Origin of the sequence: Brenneria tiliae (assembly GCF_023347575.1) — a bacterium.
Taxonomy (GTDB): Bacteria; Pseudomonadota; Gammaproteobacteria; order Enterobacterales; family Enterobacteriaceae; genus Brenneria; species Brenneria corticis.
The window spans coordinates 1-365 of sequence record NZ_JAKPCB010000058.1 but is presented as its reverse complement, the minus strand read 5'-3'; the positions used below and the strand labels follow the sequence as shown (position 1 = coordinate 365).

Below are 365 nucleotides of genomic sequence, written 5' to 3'. Positions count from 1 at the left end.
TGCTCATGGACATTAAGTCCACTCCGCTTCCTCCGCGCTGTGCGCCTTGGCTTTGAACTGCTCGCTCAGTCCTCTTACAGAGAACATTTCGTGGCTGCGATTTTTGAGAGACTCTGACACAACAAAAGCACTACCCTCGCGGATAATGTTCAGCTGCGTCGTTTCAAATTTCAGCTTGTTCCAGATTGTTAAAGAGCAAATACTTCGCAGCATACTGTCGCCAATACGCTCTGAAGTCTTTTTAATGGTGGAGCTATGCGGGATCGAACCGCAGACCTCCTGCGTGCAAAGCAGGCGCTCTCCCAGCTGAGCTATAGCCCCATGACTTACAGATACCTTGAGATACCACTCGTGAGAGAGTTAAT

The 365-nt window shown here is 49.3% G+C and carries 1 tRNA gene; it reads right to left on the bottom strand.

Features of this window, described 5'->3' with window-relative positions:
• Window positions 1-245 precede the first annotated feature (245 nt).
• Window positions 246-321 (bottom strand) — tRNA-Ala (locus MFP24_RS00290).
• Window positions 322-365: the final 44 nt, after the last annotated feature.